The following is a 24477-nucleotide window of genomic DNA, read 5'->3' as shown; positions in this document are numbered from 1 at the left end:
GGTTTTGTATTGCCTGGGTACTGGTTTTATAAGGTAGTCCTGCTGCAAAGAGCGGGGTTCATCTTATTTCCTGGAGAGCCCCAGCAGGAGGATTGTATGAAAAAATTGATAAATTGCCCCGAGACTTTGGTTAAAGAGATGTGCAACGGAATGGTCAGTGCCCATCCCGATCTTGAATTTGATGCAAAGTATAAACTGGTCAAGAAAAAGAAGATAAATGAAGACAAGGTAACCCTCATATCCGGGGGTGGCACCGGTCATGAACCCGCCCATGCCGGTTATGTCGGACAGGGCATGCTTGACGTTGCCGTCTGTGGCGATATATTTGCCTCTCCTTCCCAGATCCAGGTGTATAAGGCTATCAAGACAAGTCAGAGCAAGAAGGGTACCCTGTTGATCATCAAGAACTACAGCGGGGACAACATGAATTTCAAGAATGCCAGGCAATTGGCTCTTGATGATGGCCTGGATGTTGAGTTTGTTATCGTAAATGATGATATAGCCGTCATGGACAGCCTTTATACGGTAGGAAGACGGGGTGTTGCCGGTACGGTGTTTGTCCATAAAATCGCCGGGGCAGCCGCTGAGGCAGGGCTTAGCCTGGCTGAAGTGAAACGCATTGCCAAGAAGACAATCGAGAATACCAAGAGCCTGGGTTTTGCCCTCTCTTCCTGTACGGTTCCTGCCAAGGGTTCTCCTACCTTTGTACTTGCAGACAACGAGATGGAGTACGGTGTGGGCATCCACGGGGAACCGGGAATTTGCCGACAGGAAGTAAAGACCATCGATGAGTTGGTTTTCCAGATGGTTCCAACCCTTTTAAAGGAATTGCATGCCGAAGATTCGGAAGTTGCCCTGATGGTAAACGGTTTTGGTTCGACACCCAGGATGGAACTCTATGCCCTGAACAATGCAACGCTCAAGGTACTGAAAGAGAACAAGGTTCGCGTCACCAGGGAATTTGTCGGTGACTACATGACCAGCCTCGATATGGCAGGAGCTTCCTTGACGTTGGTCAAGCTTGATAAGGAATTGAAGAAATATTTGGTAGCGGCGGCGACGACTCCTGCCTTGACCCTTACGGGAAATGAAGGGGATATCTGTTATACCGCTTTGGAAGAGGAAACCTTGCAGGATGGCTGTTTCACGGTCGAGACTCCTCAAGCCTATGGCAAGATCGAGAATGAAGTTCTTTCCTTGCAGAATTTCATGTTCCTCGTGGACAAGATGGCTGCAGTGATCATTGAAAACGAGATTCCTTTCTGTGAATTGGATTCCCATGCCGGAGATGGGGACTTTGGCATGAGTATTGCCAAGGGATTCAAGCAACTCAAACGGGAATGGAAGACCATTGTTGCAAACAGTACGGATATCAGCGAATTCTTGGATGAATGCTCGATTGTCATCATGGAATATTGCGGTGGGGCAAGTGGTCCCATCTGGGGCTCGGCGTTCAGAAGTGCCGGTAAATATGCCCAAGGGAAGAAAGTCCTGGCTTCCCAGGATATGGCTGAGTTGTTGCACCAGTGTGTAGAGGCAATCCAGTTGACTGGCAAACGATCGTTTGGACGGGGTGCTGTGGTCGGGGACAAGACCTTGATCGATGCCCTAGCTCCCTGTGCCGATAGTTGGACAGCGAATGCCCAGTTGAAACTCTCCCTGGTAGAATGTTTTGCAAAGGGTGCCGAAGCTGCCAGAGAGGGAGCGAAAGCTACTGAGTCCATCGTAGCCCATATGGGTCGCGCCGGGGCCGTGGGAGCCCGAAGCATCGGATATCCAGATGCCGGAGCCTACGGACTGGGCGTGATATTCACTGAAGTTGCAAACGCACTCAAGTAAGGAATTTTTATGATTGACAAGAAAAAATATGATACGTATGTGGCGATACTGAAACATGAATTGGTACCGGCCCTCGGGTGCACCGAGCCGATTGCCATAGCCTATTGCTCCGCGAAGGCCAAGGAAGTGCTTGGCTGTCTTCCCGAGAAGGTGAAGATGGGTTGCAGTGGGAATATAATCAAGAATGTGATGGGAGTAACCGTGCCGAATTCCGGGGGGCTGAAGGGCATCGAGGTCGCTGCAGTCCTGGGTATTGTTGGTGGGGATCCTTCAAAGCTTTTGGAAGTCCTGGGTTCGGTTACCAACGAGGACATAGAGAAGACCAAGCAGTTGCTTGCCGACCCTTCCTACTGTAGTTGTTCCTTGGTGGAGGGCGAGGACAATTTGATTATTGTCTGTGAAGTCGAGGGCCAGGGCCATACTGCCTTGGTGGAGATCAAGAACAAGCATACCCATATCACCCGGATCGAAAAGGATGGCAAGGCTCTTTTTACCCAAGAATCCCTGGCCGAGGAAGAAGCTGAGGATCTGGACTACAATCTCTTGAATGTCCAGGACATTCTAGCGTTTGCCGATGAGCTCAAGGTAGAGGATCTGGGTATGGTGTTGGAGAATCAGATTACCTTCAATTCCGAGATTTCCCAGGAGGGGTTGAAGAATTCCTGGGGAGTCAATGTCGGTCGTTCGCTTCTGAGTCAGAACGGAAAATTATCCGATGTGCGGATAAAGGCCCGGGCAGCTGCAGCTGCTGGTTCCGATGCCCGTATGAGTGGCTGTGCCCTGCCGGTGGTCATCAATAGCGGGAGCGGAAACCAGGGAATTACCTTGACGATGCCCATTGTTGAGTATGCCAAGGAGCTCAAGGCCTCAAAGGAGTTGACGCTCAAGTCCCTGGCTTTGGCAAATTTGATTGCCATTCACCAGAAACAGTATATCGGTGATCTCTCTGCTTATTGCGGAGTGGTTTGTGCCGCCACGGGCAGTGCCTGCGGGGTTGCCTTTATGCAAGGTGCCAATTACGAGGAGATTTCCGATACCATTACCAACTCGATCTGTACGGTGGGTGGCATGGTGTGCGATGGAGCCAAACCCTCCTGTGCCGCAAAGATTTCCATAGCACTGGAGGCTGCCTTGAATGGCTATAGCCTGCAGGGAAACGGGGGAGTCTTCAAGCAAGGGGAAGGTATGGTGAAGAAGGATATTGAGAGTACGATCAAAAGTGTGGGCAAGATGGCCAACGTCGGCATGCATTCCACCGATACGGAGATACTGCGGATCATGCTGGAGAAGTGATAGTTTCTCCATATTTCGCATGATTTGACTATATAAGGGAATCTGGTGGAAATGCCGGATTCTTTTTTGTTTATTCTTTTTACCCATATGAAATAAATATACTTTTTTGATGATTCCATGATAGACTTGCACTGTATTGTGATTGTTCGGTTTATTCCAGGAATGACGAAGACCGTATTTTTTTACTTCCAGACAAAAGCGATGCAATCTCTGCCGGTACGCCCTATTTTCAGGATTTCCACTCAAGCGTACCCTGGGGGAACAACGTGTTTGCCAAGGATTTTTTCTGGCGATAATCAGGCTTGCTACCCTGAAACAGCTATATACTATATTAATTAGCAGGAGGTACTATGAATATGTTTTCACTTGCACTATCCAGTTTCTCCATCCTCTATATTGTCCTGGGAATCAATGTTTTCCTGATGAATAAAAAGTCACTTCTCAACAGGCTTTTCCTGATCATTAACTTGAGTCTTTTCATCTGGTCCTTTGCTTCTGCCCTATATATTTCTGCATATACCCTGGAAGCCTGCATTTTTTGGTATAAGGTAAGTTCTATCGGATGTTTTCTTTTCATCGGGGTAATTCTTCATTTCTTTTTGGAATATACCCAAAAGCAAGAGCTTTTAAAAAAATGGTGGATATATATCTTTCTGTATCTTCCCTGTATCGTGTTTTCCTATTTGGAAATTACCAAGGATTTTTACGCAAAGGCGTATGTTCTCAAAAGCAGTGGCTGGATAGTATCGGCGCGGACAGATTCAATATGGTTCTGGGTCTGGACCGTCCAGTTCATAGTCTTCATTTGCATTTGCATAGGCATGAGCTATGTATGGGGGAAGAAGTCAATATCAAAAAGGGAACGGAAGCAGACAAGGGTAATTTATATTACAGCTACGATATCCTTGCTTATAGGGCTGGTTATTATGGTAGTTGTCTCAATCCTGGGCGTAGATATCCCGGATATAACCCCGCTAACTGGAGTGTGTTGGGCCCTGGGCATTTTTTATGCCATTGTCAAGTATAGATTGATGGCTATGACTCCTTCTTTCATAGCAGAGAATTTGTTCCAGACAATTATCGATTCGGTAATTCTTGTAGATCCGAAAGGAATGATACTGACCATCAATCCCGAAACGAAAAGCATGCTTGGCTACGATCAGGCAGAATTGGTCGGCGAATCCTTGGAGAAGCTCTTTTTTCAGGAAGATCGATCAAAAAAAACCTATATTACTAAATTGCTGGACGCAAGTCCCGTGCGGAACAAGGAAACCTTCTTGATTTCAAAAAGCGGTGTAAGGATTCCTATAATTCTTTCCATTTCCGAATGCAAGGATACGTATGATACCCGGATTGGATTTGTCCTCGCCTCAAAGGACATTACTGAATATAAAAGTGCCGAAGAAAGTATCCAGTATCTTGCTACCCACGATAGCCTGACAGGCTTGCCCAACCGATTGATGCTTCTCCAGATCCTTGGTCACACGATCGAGGTCGCTAAACGGTATAATCGGAAATTTGCGATTTTCTTCATTGACCTTGACCGTTTCAAGATGATCAATGATACGAAGGGGCACGATGCCGGGGACCAGTTGCTGCAAGAGATTGCCAAGCGCTATACGCAAACATTGCGCGCGGCGGATGTCGTAAGCCGTCAGGGGGGCGATGAGTTCATCGTCTTGATTGATGATGTCCATAAGGCGAGTGATTTGAGACTGATAGCCAGGAATATTCTTGCCAATACGTATAAGCCAGTAATCCTGCAGGGTGATGAATGCAGGGTAACTGCCAGCATCGGCATAAGCGTATACCCCAAGGATGGCGAGGACGCGCAGGTATTGATGAAACATGCGGACATGGCCATGTATTATGCCAAGGAAGAGGGCAAGAACGATTTCCAGTTCTATTCTGAGGATATTCTGTCAGAATTGACGGGTCGTTTGGATATTGAACAGAATTTGCGGTTTGCACTCGAGCGGAATGAACTTTCCTTGCATTACCAGGCAAAGGTCAACTTGAAGACAGGTGCCATTACTGGCGTGGAGGCCCTCCTTCGCTGGCAAAGTCCTCAGCTTGGTTCTATTACCCCCACGCAATTCATCCCAGTCGCTGAAGAGACGGGAATGATACTGTCAATTGGAAGGTGGGTGTTGAAGCAGGCCTGCCTCCAAAACGTTGCCTGGCAAAAACAGGGGCTTCCTGCAGTCTGTATGGCAGTGAATCTGTCATTGAAGCAACTGACGGATACTGAGCTGGTACATTACATAGAAGCTGCCTTGGATGATTCCGGCATGGCCCCGAATCTGCTGGAACTGGAGATTACCGAAAGCATGATAATGAGCAATCCCAAGAAGATGAGGGATGTGTTGGTCAGGATCAAAAGTATGGGGGTGCGGCTGGCCATTGACGATTTCGGGACAGGCTATTCCTCTCTTGCCCAACTCAAGCATTTCCCCATCGATACGCTCAAGATTGACCGTTCGTTTATCCGCAACGTCCCTGATAACAGTGAGGACAAGGCGATAACCCATGCCATCATTGCCATGGGGGAGACGCTTGGGTTTGCGGTCGTGGCCGAGGGTGTCGAAACCCTAGAGCAGATGAACTACCTCAAGGGTCAGGCTTGTGATGAGATGCAGGGATTCTATTTCAGCAAGCCCGTCGTACCGGAAGAGTTTGCCCTCTTGTTGCAGAAACAGAGTATCAGTTCAGCAGGATAGATCATTCATGTAGACAAAGATATTCAAAAGGATTTTCCCTGCGATTTATAAAGACCAAGAATATTTGGGAAAAAGGAGAGGGTGTTATATATATCGCCAGGGTTTCAGTTGGCAAGTTTCTTGGCTGTCTTTTCCATTCCCCTGCAGATTGCATCTACAATTGAAATTGGAAATGAAGGAGGGATGCTCTTATAGGTTGCTTCAATTACCGAAGGAACTTGGCTGATGATTTCTTGAAGGATATCTTCAACTTTTTGCTGGGACAATCCAGCTTTATGACCTGTTTCAATCCAGTGCCTTCTTGCAATGCTATTCCAGGTATAATGGATATTCTTTCCATAGACTCCCATCGCGATTTTTAGTCTTTTAGGATTCAGTGAAGAAGAGGTCTTCTTGAATAGTGGATAGACTGACATGATGTCATATAAAGGAGTCAAGTGAAATGATCCTTTTGGCCCTAGGGTGAGACTGAAATTTTTTGCATGGCCATCAGGGGCAGCCATCAGATAAAACAGTACCTGTGTCTTGAAGAATAAAATCCTGTCTTCTTCGGCCCTGTTTGACCCCTGCAATAGCTTCATGATTTCCAGAATCCCGGGGCCTCCATCCGATTGATACTTTTGATCCGAGGGATATCCCAAGGCCTGACAGAGATCCTCTTGTGGGAGACGAATCAACTGTTTTTGATCTTGGCTCCATTGTCGGTCAAAGCGTTCGACTACAAGGACCTTTTGTTCCTCGAAATTATAAATATCTGATTTGCATACAGGAATTCCAAAGTGATGCATGATTTGGCAAGAGAGCCATTCGTTTTCAATTGAATCGGAAAAGTCGATGAAGTCGTATATTTTCCCGATAGGCAACTTGAAAATATGGGTTGTTGGAGTAGTTCCCTTGGGTATCATCCATTGTCCCTGGTACTTTAGAAAAGCGGTTTTCTCTTGTGCGCCTGCCACAGAGATTCGAAAATCACGCAAAGAGACAGTTTCTCCTTTTAGTTCCAAACCCCGTATATCCCGCAATATATTGGCTATTTCTTGTTCATTGACGATGGTTCCCCCGATTTCAGGCGGTACAGAAGAGGTCTTGATTGGTTGTGGGAGAATTTGAAGAGCTCCTACACAATCCCTTCCAATGTGTTCCAGTAGCTCGAAAGAGCGGGTAGAGGATGTCTTGAATCGAATTTGGAGTTTTTTCTTCACTGTTTCGGATTCCGGGAGAAGATTCTCGAAAAAAGATGAGACGTATATCCCTTTATAGGTTATTTCCGATAGCGGAAGGGATAAGGAGATTGCCCTGCCCTTGGGATTATTCAACCATGTCTGGTCATAGGTGAAGGACTGTAACAAGGAAGGTGCTTGTTCCCAGGTTCCTACGAATAGACCATTCATGTAGACAAAGAGTTTTTTATCCATACCTTGTCACCAATCAAAAGCTGAAGAAGAATCTTCAACTTTTTGAACAAGTCCAAGGGTGTAGTTATAGGCTCCCAGAAGGGTCATGAGACTGTCGAGTGTGCTTCTGGGCGATCCTGTTTCCAAAGCTGAGATGGTTTTGGGAAGCAATCCTACTTTTTCGGCTACTTGCTTTTGGGTCATCCCGGATTTTTTTCGAATTCCTTTCAAGACTGGTCCCAATTGTTGTATGAGGTTTATGGTATAGTTCATATCCCCTCCAAGGTATATATAAAGAATATACCCTCCAAGGTATTTATTGTCAATACACCCTCTAGGGTATATATAAGAAATATACCTTAAAGGGTAAATATTCTTCCGGCAAGAATCATGGGTCTGTCTTTTTTTGACAGGATTCTTTTTGTTTGGATGAGGTAATGAAGGGATTGCCGTAAAGCTTTTCCGTCTTTTATGGAAAAGAGCCTGTTTATATGCATGATGAAGGTGTCTTTTATAAAAAAACAATACTTTTTATAAAAGTGCACAATGAGAAATATGATAAAACACCTACGGATTTGGTTGCTCGGATGCCTTCTCAGTACTTTTCGTAATGGACTTTTTTCTCATCGTACCTATCCACGAATTTGTTCCCTGTTCCCTTGATGGGATATCCGATGGCTATGAGGTTGAAGGGTCTGAGCGTTTGGGGTAACCCAAAACAGTTGCGTATATAGTCCATTCGTTCCTCGTCAGGGGCAACTCCGATCCATACTGCCCCCAAACCTTGTTCAACTGCTTCCAGAAGGATGTTCTGGGTGGTTGCTCCCATACCTTGTTGCCAGTTCTCAGGGGATGTGAATCGTTCTTCATTTCCCAGCGTTATGATTACCAGAGGTGCTTTTTCAACAAGGCGGGAATAGGTACTGGTAAGGGAGAGTATATGTAGGGTTTCCTTGTTCTGGATGACCAAGAATTCCCAGGCTTGTTGGTTTCTTGCCGAGGGAGCTTGCATACCGGCCCTGAGTAACTTCTCGATTTTTTCTTGTTCCACCGGTTTGTCCTCGTAGGCTCGAATGCTTCTTCTGTTATTGATTGTTTCCATTTTTTTACCTCGTCTTGGGTAAGAATATACATATTTTTTGGTTTTGAACCAGTCTTGGATAAAGAAAATATTTTTAGGGTAACATATAAAAGTATGCCAAATACCACTAAACTGGTACAAACGGCCAGGTTATGGTATATGCTATAGGTTACTGTTACTTAGTAGTAGGAAAGGTATTGTCATGAAGAAGTTAAAACGCCCTCGGAACCTTCCGTTCAAGCAGATGATCAAGGAACGGAATTCTGCCATGATCGTTCATTATGTATTGAGGGCCTTGGTCCTGGTAATTCTTGTTGCCCAGATTTTCAACCAAAACTACGAGAATGTGTTTCTCTGTTTGCTGACCTTGATGTTATTTGCCATTCCAAGTCTGATAGAGACCAATTCCGATATCGATATTCCCGATACCCTGGAAAATCTCATGTTGATTTTCGTTTTTGCCGCTGAGATACTGGGAGAGATGCAGTCATATTATGTGGCAGTCCCGTTATGGGATACCATGCTTCATACGGCAAATGGTTTTTTGGCAGCGGCCATAGGATTTTCCTTGGTGGATATCCTCAACCAAAGTGAACGATTTACCTTCAAGCTATCTCCTTTGTTTGTCGTCATCGTGGCTTTTTGCTTCTCTATGACCATTGGGGTCATCTGGGAATTCTTTGAATGTTTCATGGATATGGTGTTTCATACGGATATGCAAAAAGATGTAGTGTTGCATGCCATCCATTCGGTTACCCTCGATCCCGCGAACACCCAGAAAGTCATTACCCTGAGTCCGATTGATTCTGTTGTGGTCAATGGGAAGGAGCTTGGACTGGGCGGATATCTGGATATCGGGTTGTATGACACGATGAAGGATCTTTTCGTTAATTTCCTCGGGGCTTTTGTCTTTTCACTTTTTGGTTATAGCTTTGCCAAGAAACGGAATCTCAATGCCTTTGTTTCCCATTTCATCCCGACGGTAGTGGAAGAGGGGGAAGGGGAAAAGGAAGCAGGAGAAGAAGAAGCAGGAACAGAGAAAACAAAGAACGAAACAGAAGAATCAGGGACAGAAGAAGAAGGGAAAAAAGAGTAGAATACTTGGCAAGCTTGATGCAATTACGCTATCTAAATGAAATATACGCACTTGCCAGTAATTATAAGATCCTGTGCAGAACGACATACAAAGGTAAAAGGGTCTGAAGAACAGTGAACAATATCATTACCTATCTTAGCAGCGAAGAAACCAAGAATGCCATTATGCACCTCATTGGTGAGAATCTGTCCCTTTACCAGGGAATCGACACTGAGGAGAAAATCCAGAGCCTGACGGGATCCTTGTATAATTATTTTGTCCTGGAATGCGTTCAGAACAACCAGTATGTCTCTTTGTCAAACGAGACGATCGATGCAGTCAACAGCATCTACCGGAATCTTATCAAGAACTTGAGAGGGGTTGCTGTCAGTAGCAGCACTTCAATGGATAATCTGGAAATAATTGTACAAAACCATAGGAAGAGACTCATTGCAGCGCTTCAGCACAACACTTATACCGAGAATCAGGAGCAGATATTCATTCCCTGTTCAGAATACTCGGGGAGTTTTCAATCCCAGTTGCTCAGGTTGGATGAGCTGGTACTGAAGGAACCGATACTTGATGTCGGTTGTGGGAAAAAGCATCAATTGCTTACCTTCCTGCAAGAGAAGGGTCATGCAAATCTTTATGGAATCGATCAGTATGTAAGCGATGATACGCGAATATCCTGCTGCAACTGGTTTGACTACCATTTCCTGCCGACTACCTGGGGTACCATCATCGCCCATATGTCTTTTTCCAACCATTTTCGCAGGAGCTTGATCAACCAGGATGCTACACTGACGCTTTATACAGAGAAGTACCAAGAAATACTTAACTCGTTGCTTCCTGGTGGTTGTTTCATCTATAGTCCCTCTGTCAAGACCATTGAACAAACTCTTGATGAAGCTAGCTACTCAGTTACCTATTTTCCTAATCTTGAGGACAGGAATTTGGATACTGTCTGTATCCAAAAAAAGTCCAGGTAGTCAGGCAGGAACAAGGAACTGATTGAATTTATGTATCAGAAATAATGCTTGTCCAATGGTCAAGACAAAAAGGGGCGTGATAGGCCTAGGCTGTATTGTTTGCTTCTGTCTTAATCAGATCAAACAAAGCCGGTAGGTTCGTCCCAATTTTGAACTTGAGTCCTTTTAGCGTCGTTTCATAGAGTCTGGCATGTGTTTGTGCTATTTCTACTCCATCTTTGAACGTATCAAAGGAATAGTTGCTTTTATCATATCCTGAAAGGATTTTTGATAACATTCTTTCGGTAAATGTATATTTTCCAATTTTCTTGTTTTCCAGTAAATCCTTTTCAAGGAATTGCTTGCAATCTGATTTGTGTAACAATAGCCAAAACTCAAAGTTAGGGTTGGTAACAAAGAAGTGGAATTTTGCTTTTTCGCAACCTGCGACAACTAAGTCAAATTGATTTTCTGTAAAACTATGGCAATCCCTATCAACGATTAAACAGACCTCATCGATTTCTGGTTCATAAGTTAGGTTTTCGCAATTGAAATTTTCAAATACCTTTGCGATAGTATCAATATTTCCTGTAAGTGATAGTTGGGTTTCGCAATATTCTTCTAGGTCAGCTATGATGGATTCGGCAACTGAATGTTCAATGATGGACGATTCTTTGAGGTTCCTCTCGGATAGAATCTTTTGTGCAGCCCTAAATGCAATAGCTTTTATTTTTCCCTTTATTTGAGGTTGTCGTATAGCAAAGTAATAATCGACGATTTCCCGATACGTAATATCCTGTACAAGAACTCTTTGCTTAAGATGGCGTTCCATCTCTTCAAAGATCACTTTGGGATTGCTTTTCCCTTTGCTGGTCTTTTTTCTGGAAAACAACAGTATTTCAAAAATGGATGGTTGCGTGCTTGACTCTTGGAGACTTCGAAATAATCCGTTAAAATATATGGGTTCAGTATTTGTCCCCTCGAATGCAAAGAAAAATTTCTTTCTTTTCTGCACGGTTCCTGAGGTCCTGTCTCCAAAAGGTATTCTTGATTGTACTCTTATTTTAGTTTTCCCATTGGAAAGAGAGTAGAGAAAAGGGGTACCCCACCATAGCGCCCCTCTAAGTATGCCTTGTCAATTTTTCGGTCTATCCTTTCATTGAATTCTTCCAATGAATATAAATGGGAAATTCCCTCTTTTTTTTCGGTAAACCAGATTTCATCGCGTCTCAATAAATCAAAGTCCATCAGATATGATTCATGAGTTGTGAAAATCAGTTGTATATCATATTTTGCTGCTTGTTCCAAAAAAAGCCTTATAAACTCATAGGAGAGCTGGGGATGTAGGCAGCGATCCAATTCATCAACAACAAATACTTTTTCTTCTTCTGTCAATAAGATTTCTGCCAAATCCATAATCCTGATGGTACCGTCAGATTCTTCACTTAAATTGAACACTTCTCCTGCTGAATGCCTAAAAAACACTTTTTTTAATTTTGGATTCTCATCGCCCACTTCGATAGAAAGGCATAAAAATTCATTATTGGTTCTCAATAAAGTTGCAAATCCCTGTGCCGATTTATCCACTGCCAGCATTTTTTTTGCTTTTTCTTCAAAGAAAGCTAGTTCCCTTTTTAGAAATCCTGACAATCCATCGGTGGAGAGATCTGAAAAGTTGATGTATTCGCTGTCAATCTTGGTGACATCGGTGTCAAAATGTTGAAGCAGAGCTGATACTTGTTTCAATTTTTCTTCAATTAGGTAATGAGGCCCAGAGGTAACAGGGGCTCCTGCTTCGCTGGCTAGGAAACCGTGAAGAAACCATTCATAGATTTTTTTGAATATACGCAGATTCTCGAAATCCTTATATAAAGAAACCTTGTTGGTATTCATTGCAGTAAGAAACAGAGCATCGGCATTGGCTTTCATGTCATCAGCGTATACCTGTAATCTTTCCTTTGATGCTTTCTGGAAATTAGGTGAGAACTGGGTTTTTCCAGTTTCAAGATTTCTCGTAAATAGTATTGTTTCTTTGCCTTTTCCATCCAATTCCATTAGCCATTCAGAAGTGAAATGTCCAAGGTTTAGGACTGCTTCAAATCCGTAACTGTAGTATGATCCATCCAGCAACAAAACTACTTCAAAATAACTTTTTTTTACCTTGTTTGTAGCATCAATTCGGCAATACTGTCTGGAGTTGTTTGGTTGCAAGTGCCCATTCTCTACTGTCTCGTCCATGAAAGAGAGGGCTTTTATAAAATTTGACTTTCCTGAGGCATTGGCCCCGAATAAAGCAGCCATTTTTAGAATACTCTTGTCGCCAATGTCTTTAACACGCTCTTGATGCGCTCTTGATTTGCCTGCAAACAAATTTAGTTCCTGCCTTTGGGAAAATGACAGGAAATTTTCAATTATGAATTGAATTAGCATAACCGGTATCCTTTTACGAAAAAATCGAATATATATTCTATTTATAGCCTTTTGTTGCGAAAAATGCAATAAATATTTAAATATTATCGAAAAAATCGAAATAAAATATTCAGAACAACCAGTATGTAAGCGATGATACGCGAATAGCCTGCTACAACAGGTTTGGCTACCATTTCCTGCCGGCTACCTGGGGGAGCTTGATCAACCAGGATGCTACACTGACGCTTTATACAGAGAAGTACCAAGAAATATTGAACTCGTTGTTTCAGGGTGGTTGTTTCATCTATAGTCCCTCTGTCAAGACCATTGAACAAGCTCTTGATGGAGCTAGTTACTCAGTTACCTATTTTCCTAATCTTGATGACAGGAATTTGGATACTGTCTGTATACGGAAAATATCCAAGTAGAAGAACAGGGACAAGGGAAGGCCAAAGTTCCTGAATTTATTTGCAGAGGTTTCCTTGCCTTTTCTCGATTGATTCTTCCTTGGAAAGCATATTGTTTTCTTTCCAGGAAGAAGGGGGTACGCCAAAATACTCCTTGAAGCTGAATGAGAAATAATGCTGGGTCCTGTAGCCTGTACGTTCAGCAATTTCCTTGATGGGAATAGTATGGCTTTCCAGCAAGGTGGTTGCCAGTTGCATTCTCTTGTCCCTTATTGCACGTCCTCAGTCTGATGATAGGGGAAGAGGCAAAATGGGTACGAATAGATCACCCAAGCTAATAAGATGGATGGTCTTGTCCTGTCTTGATTTATCCAGCAGAGCCTTGGAGAATCCCGATTTTGCATAGAGCCAATATTCGCGAGGTCCGTTTGGCTCTGCAAGATACGACCGGGCTATCAATGTATCGAGGCCTGCTGAATCCAGGTATTCCTTGGTCCATTTGCATTCTCCAAAATGGACTGTTCCGTTTAATTCCACTGCCATGATATCAATTTCTTCTTCTTGCTTTTTCACTGGATTTGGGCCCCACCATTTTCCTATCTTTATAAACGGGTAGGATTGGGTGAAGAGATGGTTTGCACATACCTTTTCAAAGGCAAAGCCTAAATATTGGTTGTAATTCTTTTCGAAATAGGCATAAGGACCAACTGTTGCCCCTCTGTCCAGAAGTCCAATAAAAGGCGAGACAAAACGGAAATAAAAAGCGAATAGGGAATCTGTTATCACCCAGTGTCCACGTCGGGTGGTTTTGCCTATGGGGTTTTCCTTTTTTACTAACTCCAAAATTTCCAGATTGGCCAAGGCCATTGATACTACAGCTGGACTCCTATGTATTTTATCACCAATTTTATTGCTTTGGTTGACCCCACTTGCCACTTGTTCCAGAATTTCCCTATAGGTGCCCACATCTTTTACTTCCATCTGTAGCAGTTGGATGGCTTCGTTTGATAAAACACCCTGTGGTTGCAGAAACAGTGACTTGATTTGTTTTTTGATGGGTTCGTTTGATGAGAATGCAAGTAGGTACTGTGCTATTCCCCCGCACACTGAATAGACTTGCAGAAGTTCTTCCAAGGAAAGGTTGGGAAGCAATTCCCTGCTCTGATACAATGTGAAGGGTTGTATGAATAATTTTGCTGTTTTCCTTCCATATAAAGGGCTTTGATAGTCCTCGATCTGTTGTTTCATGAAACTGAGGGAGGACCCGCACAGCACAATGGTCAGGTTTTTGTTTTCTTTGTGGAAATCAATGTAGCGTTGGAGGTCACCCATACATGATTCCAAGGATTTTGCCATGATAGGAAATTCGTCCAGGACCACTATAAGGCGTTGGTGTTTTGATAGGGTGTCAATGGTATCCAAGGCATCTTGAAAGGTGTCAAATTGAAGCTTCCCAGTTTCTGTTTCGCTATTGATATCCCTGGCAAGATCTTGAAGTATACGGTGAGGGTTCGTACTGGTTGTAACATGGAAAATAACTTTCTTGTCTTCGCAGAACTGCATCAGCAAGGTTGTTTTTCCGACTCTTCGTTTACCATAGACCATTATCAGTTCCAATTTGTCAGATTTATAGGCGGTATTCAGTATTTCAAGTTCTTTTGTTCGTTTTATTAACATAGTACCCTCATAGCAATAGTGTATTAGTTAAACTTTAATTTGTCAAATTATAATTTGACAAATTAAGATTTGCTATTGGACAATTCAATGTCTGAATTTAGGTAGGTACTTCAAGGTTGAAGCAAGTGAAAAGAAGCCTCTGTGCCTTTTTGCTTTGATGCCCTCACAATAGATAGTTGTCGAGATAATTACGACATTTAAAGGGTAGGAGTGGATGGATGCTGTTTGGGAATCAAGAAGAGTCGGACAAGCTTGCCTATGTGGTTTGCAACGACTTTAGTTAAATATGTACCGTTATTTAAGTATCAAGCTGTATGACTTGAAAAGGATGGCCATGTACACTTTTTTAGGGTTTTCGATGAAGCCTTCAATGATTTCAAGTTTGATAGAAAAGGAGGTCCTCAAGGGATCTTGATTTATTGAAAAGGAAGGGTTTTTTATTATGGAATGAGTTTGGTTTCAAAGTCACGGAGAATACTGGTCGTCAGGGTTGGATTTTCTTTTTGCATGTTAGTTGCAAGTATCATGGCCTCTTGCTTGGATATTTTTCCTTCTTTGTTGAACTGCAACAACAATTCCAATCCCCAGATTACCGTGCATTCCTTGGATATGCAGGTTTTTCTCAGTCTGATATCATTTGTTACGCAATAATAACCGTTTTGGGCATAATACAGACAGCAACAATCCTGAATGGATAACCCTGCAACTGTTTCCAATTCTTCAAAAGGTGTCTCGAGCAGAATGATTCCTAAGTCGGAAGGATCAATTTCTTTGATAGGTGTAACCTCGGCATATACGATATCAGGTACGAAGATACCCCTATAGAATTGCGAAATTCTGAGTAATAGCGTTGGAGAAGCATTTACATAATCAATGAGTATGTTTGCATCACACAGAAGAGGTTTATTCATCTGCTTCGTATTCCCAGGATGCCTGAAGTTTTCTCATTGCAGAAAGATCAAGGGAAAGCATTTCAGCTGCTTTGGTGATGGATATATATCCGTTTCTATATGCATCGCGAACAAGCCCCTGGTATTCGGTTGAGAGAAGATCCCACTTCTGTAATGGTTCCATGTCAATCTTTGCTACAAACGATTGGCCTTCGCTTGGTTCATAGTGGTTTTTCAGGTCATGACCGTATTTATCCCTATATCCTTGTGAGAAGTCTATGTAAAGCTGACTACTGGTGCCTTTGTAGAGGCCATCCCTGATGAGCCCATATAGTACGGTTTTGTAACTTACCTTATACAGGTGCTTGATAGCCAATACCCTGTCGATGAATGCGATTCCCTTGTATTGCTCCCATTGTTTTTTCAGTCCGGCAGCAGGTAACAATAATTCACCTGCAAAGATATTTGCCTGCGTCTCTTCCTCATCATTCTCTTCAAGGTGCTCCAGGGGAGCAATGTAGGAAGCGAGATGGAAAAGCAGGTGCCCAAGTTCATGGGCAATGGTAAATATTTTCCTTTCAATGGAAATATCAGGGTTGTCGTTGACAATGATTGCAGGGCCTCCATCAGGAATCCCCACTGACAGTCCAAATATTCGTTTCATTTTGAAGTCATGAAGCCAAAGTTTGATTCCTAACTGTGAGACAAGGCCCACCAGGTCACACAGAGGGGCTTCTGCCTTGATTTGTGCAATATCCCTCACCAAATGTGCCGCTTCAATTTCATCAAGATCCTTCACATCCGGTAAAAAGAGTCCTGAGGATTTTCCGAGCAAGTTTTCAAGCTGTCTGTAGTTTCCTAGCCAGACGGGTATATCCAATAGTATTTGTTCTTTCGATGCTTTCTCTCTTGGACTTAAAACTTTTGCAGTTCTGAACCGAATTGCATGCAAGCTGACAGGGATGACAAGTAATGTATCGATGGAAATATTCAGGCATGAGGCCAGCTTGATGACGGTCCCTGATTTTGGAGTACTTTTTCCGGTCAGTATGTTTGACAAGGCTACTTTGGATATTCCTGCAGCCAGGGCAACTTCCTGGATGGTCTTGCCTTTCTGTTTTATTTGCCTGCGAAGGTTCTTTCCTATATATTCAACATTCATTTTGAGCCTCCATGCTCAGTATACCACAACTATATTAAAAAATGAATTTACAATTTTAATAAAGTAATTATGAGTAATAGCATATCTGCATCGAATAGTATAGGTGGGTACAGGTATATTGATATCGGGCTGTATGACCTGGAAAAGAATCTTTTCGTGAATTTTCACGGGGTTGAGGATGCAAAGGATGATGAGGTCATCAAGGTAAAGAAAATTGATGAATATTTATTAGAAGATAGGTAGTGGCCAAAGCTTGGAATCGAAATAGGTTTTATCGTTACCTGCGAGAATTTAGGCTACTTTGGCTTGTTTTCAGGAGATTCGCTAAATTTTTTCTTGCTTTTCCCAGGAGGAAAGCTGGCAACTACCTCGAGTGCAGCAATGTTTTTCTTACCAATCAAAATCATTTCTGCAGGTTTGCTTTTCCTACGGGTACCTGGACACAGGTAATGCCCCTGGCCTGGAACTTTGCGATTTCCTTGTCATCCACTCCGGTATCGGTAATGAGATAGTCGAATAAATCAGGATTCCCGGAGATGAAATTCTGGTGCAATCCGATCTTTGTATGATCGGCAACGATTACCCGGGTTCCGTTCGTCCTTCGGAGCATCGTCTCGTTTATGGAAGCTTCCTGCAAAATATTCGTCGTAAGGCCTTCCTCCACGGTAATGCCAGCGCAGCCCAAAAAGCATTTGTCGACGGTGACCTTGTTGAGGTTGTTCAAGGCAAACTCCCCGGTCATCGAGTTTTTGGGAAAGCGCAACTCCCCTCCGGTAAGGACTATGGACAGGTCATTGGCGATGAGCTTTGCCTGCAGGGCCTTTGCATTGTTGGTGATTACCGTGACATGGCTTGCCGTTATATAGTTGAGTATCCTGATGGCCGTGGAACTGGTATTGATGAAGAGGGTATCGCCATCGGAAACCATTTTGGCTGCATTTTGTGCAATGGCTTCCTTTTGCAGGATCAACTTGTTGTTGGATAAGGAGTCTTCGCCTGAAGCACCCTTTATTTTGGCTCCGCCGTAAAAACGTTCTATGATTCCTTGTTGTTCCAACAGTTCAAGGTCACGCCTGATTGTCACAGGGGAAACCTGGAAAGTCCGGGACAGCTCAATGACTGAAAGGTTTTCATTTTTTTCGAGCATATCCAATATCGTGGCTTTGCGTTTTTCACTGAAGGATGTTTCCATAGTTTCATTTTCCTCTTTGTTCTCTTTGCAATTCTAGCATTTTTCTGGGGCAATAGAAAAGAATAATCGGTTTTTTTCCTATTATTTTGACTAAATAATGTTTTATTTGAATTATATAAATGTTCGTTTTGGTTGTTTGTAATATATGGAAAGCTACAAAAATATTTGCTTGTTCTAATGTTAAATATATATAAATTATTATAATAAATTGAAATATAAACATTTTTATATGAAAACAAATGCATAAAAATTAATAAAAATATTTCTTGCGTTCTGAACGTAATTAGGATAATATTCAGAAATCGTATAAAAACAATTTCTTTTTGAACGTATTTGTAACAAGAAATAGTATTTGATGTTCCGTGCGTTTGGATCGAAGGAGGATACTTGATGAGTAAGGTTGATGAAATAACCAAGGAAAGTTGGATCAGGAATAGTTGTCCTGAATGGGGCACCTGGCTCAATGAAGAGATTGATAATGAGATAGTTCCTGCAGGCAATGTCGCCATGTGGTGGCTGGGTTGTACCGGCCTATGGGTCAAGACTCCCGAAAATTGCAATATCAGCATTGATTTCTGGTGTGGCAATGGCAAACGGACCAAGAAGGCAAAGGATATGGTTGCCGGGCATCAAATGGCCAATATGTGCGGGGGTAGGTTGTTGCAACCGAACCGACGTGCCATTCCGTTTGTACTGGACCCTTTCGAAGTACGGCATGTTGATGCCGTGTTGGCTACCCATTATCATGCGGATCATATGGATCCCAACTATGCTTCCGCAGTTTTGCATAACATCGAGGAAAAGGTTCCGTTCATAGGTCCCAAGGAATCGGTACGCACCTGGATCGAATGGGGCGTCCCTGCCGATCGTTGTATTACCGTAAGACCCGGCGATGTCATAAAGATCAAGGATATGGAAATCCATGCCCTGGATTCTTTTGACCGTACCTGTCTGGTCACCACTCCCGGCTATGTCGATATCCGTGATACCTGTCCCAACGATATGGATGACAAGGCGGTCAATTATCTTATCAAGACCCCCGGGGGAAATATCTATCATAGTGGGGACAGCCACTATTCAATCTACTTTGCCAAGCATGGCAAGGACAACGATATTGATGTAGCTTTCGGTTCCTATGGCGAAAATCCGGTGGGAATTGCCGATAAGATGACCAGTTGCGATATTCTCAGGATGGCCGAGGCACTCAGGTGCAAGGTGGTCATTCCCGTCCACTACGATATCTGGACGAATTTCATGGCCGACCCCCATGAAATCGAAGTGCTCTATGATATGAAGAAATATCGTCTGGACTATGGTTTCCATCCCTTCATCTGGGAAGTCGGTGGTAAATATGTCTATCCCCGGGATAAGGAGAGAAGGCAATACCATCATGATCGGGGATTCAGCGATTGTTTTGAACAGGAACCAAACACCCCGTTCAGGTCAATATTGTGATGCAAGGATGCTTGCATCTGTCCGTATAGCAAAAAAGAGTGCTGAAAAAATCGTACAGGGTTTTGCCAGTCAGTATCTGAATGAAAAATAAAAGGTTCGGAGGAAAGAAAGTGAAGAAAAAAGGTTTGTTTATTCTTGTCATGATGCTTTGTTCTGCAAGCATCATGGTGTTTGCGAACGGGTCCAGTGAAAAGACGAAGGCCCAGTCAGGCGAGACTTCCATCAAGTTGGCCTTGTGGGACTATGATGTGGAGGGCTCGGTCTATCCAGAGGTCATCTCCCAGTTCCAGGCAAAATATCCTGATATCAAGGTTGAGGTCATCAATGCCTCGGCAAATGACTATGAGACGAAACTGACCACCATGTTGGCTTCAGGCGATGGTGTGGATGTGTTCTTTGCAAAATCCAACACTTCCTACCCGACGTTGGTACAGAAGCACTTCGCCTTGGACCTGAATGCCGTGGCCAAGAGCCATGACTATGACCTTGCCCCCTATGGGTCGGTACTTGCCCAGCATTACATCATTGATGACGGTTTGTATGCCTTGCCGTTCAGGACCAACGATTGGGTCATCTACTACAATAAGGATATGTTCGATGCAGCAGGTGTCTCGTATCCTACCAACGACATGACCTGGGAGCAGTTTTTCACGATCGGAAAGGGCTTGAGCCATGACGATACTTATGGATGTGCATTCTTTCCCAAGGCAGGGTTCATCATTCCTTGTCTCGTAGGATCCGTTGACGGGTTTGACATCACCACAAGTGATTTTTCCGAATTGATTCCTGCCGCAGAGCAGATCAAGGCCGCCATGGATAATGGCAGTTGGGAAAATTTTGCTGAATCCGTATCACTTTCCAAGGACCAGACCTATTTCTACCAAGGGAAATGGGGTATGTTCTATGACGGTTCCTGGTTGACCCAATTGCTTGAATCCCAGGATCTTGGTTTCAGCTATGGAATTGTCAAATCCCCCTATTGGGCAGGAACGACGAAAAAGGGTTTTGCGACCTCGACTCCCGTCTTGATCAACGCAAAAACCAAAAACCTGGAAGCCTCCTGGAAATTGCTTACGTTCCTCTGTGGTGAGGAAGGGGCAACTACGGTCGCCAAGTCCATGTTGGTCCCTGGCTATATGGATGACTCGGTAATGGAAGCCTTCAAGAATAGCACTGGTCTGGATCAGTCTTCCCAGGAAGCTTTGACCAATAACAATGCGTATGGTCTGGGAAAGGCGAATGCCTACCTTGGTCTTATTTCCGGTGCAATGAACCAGGAATTCGAATTGTTTATCACCGATAACCAATCCGCCGAACAAATGGCCAGCAACCTGAACAAAAGACGTGCCGAGATTCTCGAACAGTATTAAGTTTTTCCGGAAGATATACGGGGGAAACCCCGTATATTTACCGGATTTTTTCACAATGGAGATAGTGGGTCTATGAGAAGTTCTGCAAAACAAGTCCAGTCAAACCGGGTAATCAACAGGAATAGAAAGACAGCTTTCTTTTTTCTTTTGCCGAATTTCCTTGGGTTTGCAATATTTACCCTGGTTCCGGTGGTCTGGGCAATTGGTCTCAGTTTCACGAAATGGGATGGTTCCAGCGCCCCTATATTCGTAGGTTTGAGAAACTATATACACTTGTTCCAGTATTCGAGTTTTACGATTGCCTTCTGGAATACCGTTGTTTATACAATTGGGACAGTACCCTTGATCATACTCTTTTCCCTGGTCATGGCTGTTGTCCTGGATAGTGGCATAAAATTCTCCTCTCCTTTGAGAGCGGCTTTTTTCTTTCCGCATATTTCCTCTATCGTAGCAATCTCCGTTGTCTGGCAATTCTTGTATGCAAAGAATGGTGTCTTGAATGATTTTCTCCGCGCACTTGGTTTTGTGAATGTTCCTGCGTGGCTTTCTGATGCGCATTGGGCTTTGCCCTCTGTCATGATCATGATTATCTGGAAGGGTATCGGATACTATATGATCATCTACCTTGCAGGTCTTAGGAGTATCGATCACTCCTTGTATGAAGCGGCAACCCTTGATGGTTGCAATGGTTTCCGTAGTTTCATCCATATTACGGTTCCCCAGTTGAGACCGGTTACGTTTTACATATCGGTCATGTGCATCATCAATTCCTTCCAGGTCTTTACGCCTGTGTACATCATGACCAAGGGAGGGCCGGGAAGGGCCACTACCGTATTGGTCTTGCAGATATTTACCGATGCATTCGAGAATTTCAAGTTTGGCATTGCTTCTGCCGAGGCAATGGTCTTGTTTTTGTGCATCCTGGTGGTTACGCTCATTCAATTCAAAGGCCAAAAGGATATATAGGTAACCAAATCATGATAAAAACAAATAATATAACTACCTCCAGGGTATTAAGGGTACTGAAATATCTTTTTGTCATTGCAATGTCCCTTTCAATGATCATTCCTTTCCTTTGGATGCTCAGTGCTTCCTTCAAGGATAGTCTGGAAGTATTTGCCTCTCCCTTCAAATGGATTCCCAAGGTTCCGAAATTTGAGAACTACAGTTATATCTGGCAGAAGGCAAATTACCTTCGTCTGTTCCTCAATACGGCAAAGTTGACGGTCATCATTACCGTATTGCAGTTGGTCACCGGAAGTCTGGCAGGCTATGCCTTCAGCAAACTTGAATTTCCCGAGCGGAACAAGCTTTTCCTGTTATATCTGGCAACGCTGATGATTCCCTACCAGGTGGTGATGATTCCCCAGTTCTCCATCATCAGGCTGATGGGATTGTCGAACACCCATATGGCGTTGATCGTCATCCAGGCCTTCGACCCCATGGGCGTCTTCTTGATGAAGCAGTTCTTTGATCGCATACCGAAGGAATTGAATGAAGCGGCCAAGATTGACGGGTTGTCTGAATTCGGGACGTACCTTCGAGTCATCATGCCTCTTTCGAAGTCAGTAATCGGGACGCTTATCATCCTCAGTTCCGTCAAGGTCTGGAATGATTTCCTGGCGCCCTTGATTTACCTCAATTCGGAAAAATTATTTACGATACAGTTGGGCTTGCGCAATATGATCAGTGAATTCTCAGCCGAGTATGGCCCTATCATGGCGGCTTCCGTTATTTCCATTATTCCTATCTTGATCATATTCTTGCGATTCCAAAAGTTCTTTGAACAAAGCATCACCTCTTCAGGTGTGAAAGGCTGACATGTGGGAGTGTACTATGGGTATTGATCTTAAGGCTAAACCCTTCTTCTTGCAGGACAAGGATTGCCAGTGGGTTGAGAAAACCCTTGCGGGTATGACTGTTTCACAAAAGGTTTCCCAACTCTTTTGTGTGTTGATAAAAGACGAACCGGTTGCATCGATGATGCAGAAGATGGAAGCCTTGGATTTTTGGCCGGGCAGTTTCATGACCAGCCCTCTTTCATCCAAGGACGTTGCAAGTAATTTCAGAAAGCTGGAAGAGCGTGCCCGCATTCCTCTCTTGTTTGCCTGCAACCTTGAACGTGGTGGTGATGGCATCTGCTCTGAGGGGACGCTCTTCGGGACCCAGATGCAAGTAGCTGCCACCAATGATACCCAATGGGGCTATGAACTTGGAAGAGTCTGTGGTGAGGAAGGTCTGGCCTTGGGTTCGAACTGGAATTTTGGGCCAGTGCTCGATATCGATACCAATTTCCATAATCCCATAACCAATACAAGGACCTTCGGTTCCGATCCTGAGAAGGTTCTCTCTTTTTCCCGTGCTTTTTCCAAGGGATTGATGGATGCAGGGATGGCCGTGTGCCTGAAACATTGGCCTGGGGATGGTCGTGATGAACGCGACCAGCATATGGTAGCGACGATAAACGATTGTTCGGTCGAGCAATGGGATGCCACCTACGGCAAGATATACAAGACTCTCATCGAGGATGGGGCGCAGTCCATCATGGCCGCGCATATTATGGTTCCCGAGTATTCGAGAGAGCTTTGCCCGCTCATCAAGGATGAGGCTATCCTTCCTGGTTCCCTCTCCTATGAACTGACGTATACGTTACTCAGAAAAAGACTGGGCTTCAATGGTCTGGTCGTTACCGATGCAACGACCATGGCTGGTTTCATGCAGGCGATGCCAAGAAAAGAAGCCTTGATCAAGGCAATAGCGAGTGGGTGCGACATGCTGCTTTTCACGGTGGATTTGCAAGAAGACTTCCAATCTGTCCTGGATGGAGTGAAAAATGGTATGGTCAGCAGGGAACGCCTTGACGATGCGGTTACCCATATCCTGGCCTTGAAGGCTCATCTCAAGGTGCATGAGAAACCTTTGCCTGCAAAGAAATTTTCCCTTGATCCCTTGCATTTGGAAGAACATGAAAAGCAAGCGCGTAAATGTGCCGACCAAGCGATAACCTTGGTTAAGGATACCCAGTTTCTTCTTCCTCTCAGTCCCTGCAAGCACAAGCGAGTGCTCTTGCATGTATTGGGAGACAAGGGGGGGTACCATGACCCTATAACGAATACTTCTGTCCATTTTCGACACTTGTTGGAGAAGGAGGGTTTTGTCGTCACAGTTTTTGATGCAAGAGATGCCTCCCTTTTGCCTATCGGCAACAGCGTGGAATCGATGACAGCTCGGTTCGACCTGGTCATTTACTATGCAAGTGTCAAGACTTCGGGAAGCGACACGGTATCCAGGATTACCTGGGCAGCTCCCGGCGGCTGCAGTACCCCACGGTATATCAATGAAATCCCGACTATGCTGGTTTCGGTGGACAGTCCCTATATGTTGTTGGATGTTCCTCGGATCAAGACCTGCATAAACGGGTATACCCCCAATATTTATGTCATTGAGGCAATCGTGGAGAAGCTAATGGGAAGGAGTCCTTTTGTCGGAGTGTCTCCTGTTGATCCTTTTTGCGGGCTGTTCGATGCCAGGCTCTGAAGTTATGA

At 44.0% G+C, this 24477-nt stretch carries 22 protein-coding genes; 12 read left to right on the top strand and 10 right to left on the bottom strand.

Annotation, left to right across the window (positions count from 1 at the left end):
* Positions 1–96: 96 nt before the first annotated feature.
* From dhaK to ACHZBG_RS07315, 3 genes are all read left to right on the top strand, one after another.
* A complete protein-coding gene (dhaK, locus tag ACHZBG_RS07325) occupies positions 97–1839 on the top strand; it encodes a dihydroxyacetone kinase subunit DhaK (protein ID WP_320128793.1) in 1743 nt (580 codons plus the stop codon).
* 9 nt (positions 1840–1848) lie between these two features.
* Entirely contained in the window at positions 1849–3132 is a 1284-nt protein-coding gene (locus ACHZBG_RS07320; RefSeq protein WP_320128792.1) for an L-serine ammonia-lyase, iron-sulfur-dependent, subunit alpha, read from the top strand.
* Between the two features lie 350 nt (positions 3133–3482).
* Positions 3483–5852, top strand: a complete 2370-nt coding sequence (locus ACHZBG_RS07315) for an EAL domain-containing protein (RefSeq protein WP_320128791.1) — start codon at positions 3483–3485, stop codon at positions 5850–5852.
* A 104-nt stretch (positions 5853–5956) separates the two neighbouring features.
* Here the strand turns inward: ACHZBG_RS07315 and ACHZBG_RS07310 are convergent, their stop codons facing one another.
* The 3 genes from ACHZBG_RS07310 to ACHZBG_RS07300 all read right to left on the bottom strand — a co-directional run bounded on the left by ACHZBG_RS07310 (position 5957) and on the right by ACHZBG_RS07300 (position 8348).
* Positions 5957–7267 carry a type II toxin-antitoxin system HipA family toxin gene (locus tag ACHZBG_RS07310; RefSeq protein WP_320128790.1) on the bottom strand — a complete coding sequence of 437 codons (1311 nt, stop codon included), beginning with the start codon at positions 7265–7267 and terminating at the stop codon, positions 5957–5959.
* Positions 7268–7273: 6 nt separating this feature from the next.
* Positions 7274–7519 carry a helix-turn-helix transcriptional regulator gene (locus ACHZBG_RS07305; protein WP_320128789.1) on the bottom strand — a complete coding sequence of 82 codons (246 nt, stop codon included), beginning with the start codon at positions 7517–7519 and terminating at the stop codon, positions 7274–7276.
* A 322-nt stretch (positions 7520–7841) separates the two neighbouring features.
* Positions 7842–8348 carry a nitroreductase family protein gene (locus ACHZBG_RS07300; RefSeq protein WP_320128788.1) on the bottom strand — a complete coding sequence of 169 codons (507 nt, stop codon included), beginning with the start codon at positions 8346–8348 and terminating at the stop codon, positions 7842–7844.
* Positions 8349–8529: 181 nt separating this feature from the next.
* Here ACHZBG_RS07300 and ACHZBG_RS07295 point away from each other — a divergent pair, with 181 nt between their 5' ends.
* Both ACHZBG_RS07295 and ACHZBG_RS07290 read left to right on the top strand, forming a co-directional pair.
* The gene (locus ACHZBG_RS07295) at positions 8530–9423 is read left to right on the top strand and encodes a hypothetical protein (RefSeq protein ID WP_320128787.1); all 894 of its coding nucleotides are present in this window, start codon (positions 8530–8532) and stop codon (positions 9421–9423) included.
* A 113-nt stretch (positions 9424–9536) separates the two neighbouring features.
* On the top strand, positions 9537–10391 hold the full coding sequence (locus tag ACHZBG_RS07290; protein ID WP_320128786.1) for a hypothetical protein: 855 nt from the start codon (positions 9537–9539) through the stop codon (positions 10389–10391).
* Positions 10392–10476: 85 nt separating this feature from the next.
* On the opposite strand, the gene ACHZBG_RS07285 is transcribed toward ACHZBG_RS07290, so the two are convergent.
* Complete coding sequence (locus ACHZBG_RS07285; protein WP_320128785.1) at positions 10477–11385, bottom strand: RloB domain-containing protein; 909 nt, start codon at positions 11383–11385, stop codon at positions 10477–10479.
* Positions 11386–11429: 44 nt separating this feature from the next.
* Positions 11430–12740 (bottom strand): ATP/GTP-binding protein, encoded by a 1311-nt coding sequence (locus tag ACHZBG_RS07280; protein WP_324292077.1) that lies wholly within the window; start codon positions 12738–12740, stop codon positions 11430–11432.
* Positions 12741–12997: 257 nt separating this feature from the next.
* Between ACHZBG_RS07280 and ACHZBG_RS07275 the strand changes: the two genes are divergently transcribed.
* Positions 12998–13207, top strand: a complete 210-nt coding sequence (locus tag ACHZBG_RS07275) for a hypothetical protein (RefSeq protein WP_320128784.1) — start codon at positions 12998–13000, stop codon at positions 13205–13207.
* 36 nt (positions 13208–13243) lie between these two features.
* Here the strand turns inward: ACHZBG_RS07275 and ACHZBG_RS07270 are convergent, their stop codons facing one another.
* The 4 genes from ACHZBG_RS07270 to ACHZBG_RS07255 form a co-directional block, all read right to left on the bottom strand.
* Positions 13244–13459, bottom strand: a complete 216-nt coding sequence (locus ACHZBG_RS07270) for a helix-turn-helix domain-containing protein (protein ID WP_320129234.1) — start codon at positions 13457–13459, stop codon at positions 13244–13246.
* A gap of 9 nt (positions 13460–13468) precedes the next feature.
* Positions 13469–14863 (bottom strand): ATP-binding protein, encoded by a 1395-nt coding sequence (locus ACHZBG_RS07265; protein ID WP_320128783.1) that lies wholly within the window; start codon positions 14861–14863, stop codon positions 13469–13471.
* A 440-nt stretch (positions 14864–15303) separates the two neighbouring features.
* Positions 15304–15774 (bottom strand): type II toxin-antitoxin system VapC family toxin, encoded by a 471-nt coding sequence (locus tag ACHZBG_RS07260; protein ID WP_320128782.1) that lies wholly within the window; start codon positions 15772–15774, stop codon positions 15304–15306.
* Complete coding sequence (locus tag ACHZBG_RS07255) at positions 15767–16915, bottom strand: XRE family transcriptional regulator (RefSeq protein ID WP_320128781.1); 1149 nt, start codon at positions 16913–16915, stop codon at positions 15767–15769. The genes ACHZBG_RS07260 and ACHZBG_RS07255 overlap by 8 nt, the downstream gene beginning before the upstream one ends.
* Positions 16916–16984: 69 nt before the next feature.
* On the opposite strand from ACHZBG_RS07255, the gene ACHZBG_RS07250 reads away from it, so the two are divergent.
* Positions 16985–17158 (top strand): hypothetical protein, encoded by a 174-nt coding sequence (locus ACHZBG_RS07250; protein WP_320128780.1) that lies wholly within the window; start codon positions 16985–16987, stop codon positions 17156–17158.
* A 160-nt stretch (positions 17159–17318) separates the two neighbouring features.
* Here the strand turns inward: ACHZBG_RS07250 and ACHZBG_RS07245 are convergent, their stop codons facing one another.
* On the bottom strand, positions 17319–18107 hold the full coding sequence (locus ACHZBG_RS07245; protein WP_320128779.1) for a DeoR/GlpR family DNA-binding transcription regulator: 789 nt from the start codon (positions 18105–18107) through the stop codon (positions 17319–17321).
* Between the two features lie 390 nt (positions 18108–18497).
* On the opposite strand from ACHZBG_RS07245, the gene ulaG reads away from it, so the two are divergent.
* The 5 genes from ulaG (at position 18498) to ACHZBG_RS07220 (ending at position 24469) form a co-directional block, all read left to right on the top strand.
* Positions 18498–19562, top strand: coding sequence for an L-ascorbate 6-phosphate lactonase (gene ulaG / locus ACHZBG_RS07240; protein ID WP_320128778.1), 1065 nt, complete (start codon positions 18498–18500; stop codon positions 19560–19562).
* Positions 19563–19672: 110 nt separating this feature from the next.
* Entirely contained in the window at positions 19673–20932 is a 1260-nt protein-coding gene (locus tag ACHZBG_RS07235) for an extracellular solute-binding protein (RefSeq protein ID WP_320128777.1), read from the top strand.
* Between the two features lie 72 nt (positions 20933–21004).
* Complete coding sequence (locus tag ACHZBG_RS07230; protein ID WP_320128776.1) at positions 21005–21898, top strand: sugar ABC transporter permease; 894 nt, start codon at positions 21005–21007, stop codon at positions 21896–21898.
* Positions 21899–21909: 11 nt separating this feature from the next.
* A complete protein-coding gene (locus ACHZBG_RS07225; RefSeq protein WP_320128775.1) occupies positions 21910–22752 on the top strand; it encodes a carbohydrate ABC transporter permease in 843 nt (280 codons plus the stop codon).
* 16 nt (positions 22753–22768) lie between these two features.
* Complete coding sequence (locus tag ACHZBG_RS07220) at positions 22769–24469, top strand: glycoside hydrolase family 3 N-terminal domain-containing protein (RefSeq protein ID WP_320128774.1); 1701 nt, start codon at positions 22769–22771, stop codon at positions 24467–24469.
* Positions 24470–24477 lie beyond the last annotated feature (8 nt).

Source organism: uncultured Sphaerochaeta sp. (assembly GCF_963676625.2).
GTDB lineage: Bacteria > Spirochaetota > Spirochaetia > Sphaerochaetales > Sphaerochaetaceae > Sphaerochaeta.
Note: the sequence above shows the minus strand (reverse complement) of the source record. Positions and strands in the feature narration are given on the sequence as shown.